Annotated in this window: 4 protein-coding genes; all 4 read left to right on the forward strand. The window is 77.3% G+C overall.

Annotated elements, in window-relative coordinates:
- Positions 1-924: Rossmann-like and DUF2520 domain-containing protein (locus F6X68_RS31990; protein ID WP_151457732.1), on the forward strand; the 924-nt coding region annotated here is incomplete at its 5' end.
- Between the two features lie 29 nt (positions 925-953).
- Positions 954-1,802 carry a pantoate--beta-alanine ligase gene (gene panC, locus F6X68_RS31995; RefSeq protein WP_151457734.1) on the forward strand — a complete coding sequence of 283 codons (849 nt, stop codon included), beginning with the start codon at positions 954-956 and terminating at the stop codon, positions 1,800-1,802.
- A gap of 36 nt (positions 1,803-1,838) precedes the next feature.
- Positions 1,839-2,267: an aspartate 1-decarboxylase gene (panD, locus tag F6X68_RS32000; protein ID WP_151457733.1), complete on the forward strand. Its 429-nt coding sequence runs from the start codon at positions 1,839-1,841 to the stop codon at positions 2,265-2,267.
- 191 nt (positions 2,268-2,458) lie between these two features.
- Positions 2,459-2,848, forward strand: a 390-nt coding sequence (locus tag F6X68_RS32005) for a septum formation family protein (RefSeq protein WP_192581636.1), incomplete at its 3' end; no start/stop codon positions are given.

Genomic DNA, 2,848 nt, shown 5'->3' on the forward strand with positions numbered 1-2,848 from the left:
GCCCCCCACGGGGCCGCCGTACCGCCGGCTGCCACCCCCCGTCTCCTCACCGTCGGCGTCGTCGGCTCCGGCCGGGTCGGCACCGTGCTGGGCGCCGCACTCGCCGCCGCCGGCCACCGGGTCGTCGCCCTCACGGCCGGCTCCGGCGCCTCCCGGGCCCGGGCCGCGCTGCTGCTTCCCGACGTGCCCCGCCGCTCCGCCGCCGCCGTGGCGCGGGCGGCCATTGACCTGCTGCTGGTCGCCGTGCCCGACGACGCGCTCGCCGGGGTGGTCGCCGCCCTGGCCGACGGCGGCGCGCTGCGCCCCGGCCAGGTGGTCGCGCACACCTCGGGCGCGCACGGGCTGGCCGTGCTCGCCCCCGCCGCCGCGGCGGGCGCCCGCCCGCTCGCCCTGCACCCCGCGATGACCTTCACCGGTACGCCGGACGACCTGGCCCGGCTGGCCGGCATCTCGTACGGGGTGACCGCCCCGGCGGAGCTGCGCCCCCTGGCCGCCCGGCTGGTCGCCGACCTCGGCGGGGTGCCGGAGTGGGTCGGCGAGGCGGACCGGCCGCTCTACCACGCGGCGCTGGCGCACGGCGCCAACCACCTGGTGACCCTGGTCAACGAGGCGGCCGACCGGCTGCGCGACGCCGGGGTGGCCCAGCCGGAGAAGGTGCTCGCCCCGCTGCTGCGGGCCGCCCTGGAGAACGCGCTGCGCCTCGGCGACGACGCGCTGACCGGGCCGGTGTCCCGGGGCGACGCCGGCACGGTCGAGCGCCACCTGGCGCGGCTCGCCGCGACTGCCCCCGAGTCGGTGGCGCCCTACCTGGCCCTGGCCCGACGTACGGCCGACCGGGCCATCGCCGCGGGCCGGTTGCGGCCGGTCGACGCGGAGTCGCTGCTCGGCGTGCTCGCCGGCGACCGGCGCGAGGTGGCGGCGTGACCGGGCCGACGGTGGACGGAGGGGGACAGGTGACGGAACTGGTGCACACCCGCGCCGAGCTTGCGGCGGCGCGCGACGGGCTCAAGGGCACCGTGGGCGTCGTGATGACCATGGGCGCGCTGCACTCCGGGCACGAGACGCTGCTGCGGGCGGCCCGGGAGCGCGCCGACCACGTGCTCGTCACGATCTTCGTCAACCCGTTGCAGTTCGGCCCGAACGAGGACTTCGACCGCTACCCGCGCACCCTCGACGCCGACCTGGAGATCTGCCGGCGGGCGGGCGCGGACGTGGTCTTCGCCCCCGCCGTGGCGGACATGTACCCGGACGGCCAGCCCCGGGTGCGGGTCAACCCGGGCCCGCTGGGGGAGGACCTGGAGGGGCAGAGCCGCCCCGGGTTCTTCCACGGGGTGCTCACCGTGGTGCTGAAGCTGCTCCAGCTCACCCGCGCCGACCTGACGTTCTTCGGCGAGAAGGACTACCAGCAGCTGACCCTGGTGCGGCGGATGGCCCGGGACCTCGACGTGCCGGTCGAGGTGGTCGGCGTGCCGACCGTACGGGAGCCGGACGGGCTGGCCCTGTCCAGCCGCAACCGCTACCTGTCCCCGGCCGAGCGGGAGGCCGCGCTGAGCCTGTCCGCGGCGCTGCGGGCCGGGGCCGCGGCCGCCGACGAGGGCGGTGACGCGGGGGCGGTGCTCGCCGCCGCGCACGCGGCCTTCGGCGCCGGTACGCCCGGCGCGCGCCTCGACTACCTGGTGCTCACCGACCCGGACCTGGAACCGGGGCCGGTCTCCGGGCCGGCGCGGCTGCTCGTGGCCGCCTGGGTGGGCGCCACCCGGTTGATCGACAACGCGGCGATCCGGCTCGCCCCCCGTTCCTGAACCCCGCCCCCGCCACCTTCCGCGAAAGGCATCCCGATGCTGCGCACCATGCTCAAGTCGAAGATCCACCGGGCCACGGTGACCCAGGCCGACCTGCACTACGTCGGCTCGGTGACCGTCGACGAGGACCTGCTCGACGCCGCCGACCTGATCCCCGGCGAGCAGGTGGCGATCGTGGACATCACCAACGGGGCGCGGCTGGAGACGTACGTGATCCCGGGCGAGCGGGGCAGCGGCGTGATCGGCATCAACGGCGCCGCCGCCCACCTGGTGCACCCGGGAGACCTGGTCATCCTCATCTCGTACGGGCAGATGGACGACGCCGAGGCCCGCGCCTACCGGCCGCGGGTCGTACACGTCGACGCCGACAACCGGGTCGTCGAGCTGAACGCCGACCCGACCACCGCCGCACCCGGCACCGCCGGCGCCCCGATCCCCAATCCCCTCGCCGCCGCCGCCGTCTGACCCGCCCGTTCCCGTCTCCGCCCGCTCCTCCGGCGGCATTCTGTGGGCTTTCGTGCCCTTCGTGACCGCAGGACCCTGGCGGTGCGGGAAGTGACCGTGCGTGCGGTCTGTCACCGGAAGGTCATCCCTGGGTAGTCTGGTTGCCCGTCGAGAGACGCGGGTGGCTGGGGGAGGCCGCTGTGCGCCGTGCGATGACCACCCTGCTCGCTGCCGTCGCCACGGCCGCGCTCCTGGCCGGCTGCGCCGACGCCGGCGGGCTGGACGGTGACCTGGTCGACGACTGGGCGGCCCCGCCCGCCGCAGGGCCCTTCACCCCGGCCGCCGGGGTGTGCCAGGTCGCCGACTTCGTCGACGTGGTGACCCTGGCGGCGTACACGCCGGTGGACTGCGCCGCGCCGCACCGGGTCGAGACCGTGCACGTGGGCGCCTTCCCGGCCGGGCGGCCCGCCCCGCCGCCGGGCGGCTCGGCCGAGCTGCGGGGCGCCTTCGCCGACTGCGACGGCCGGGCGACCGGTCACGTGGGCGCCGACTGGCGGGCGGGGCGGCTGCGGCTGGCGGTGGCGGTGCCGTCCGGGGCGGGC

This window comes from Micromonospora sp. AMSO12t, assembly GCF_008806585.1.
GTDB lineage: Bacteria > Actinomycetota > Actinomycetes > Mycobacteriales > Micromonosporaceae > Micromonospora > Micromonospora reichwaldensis.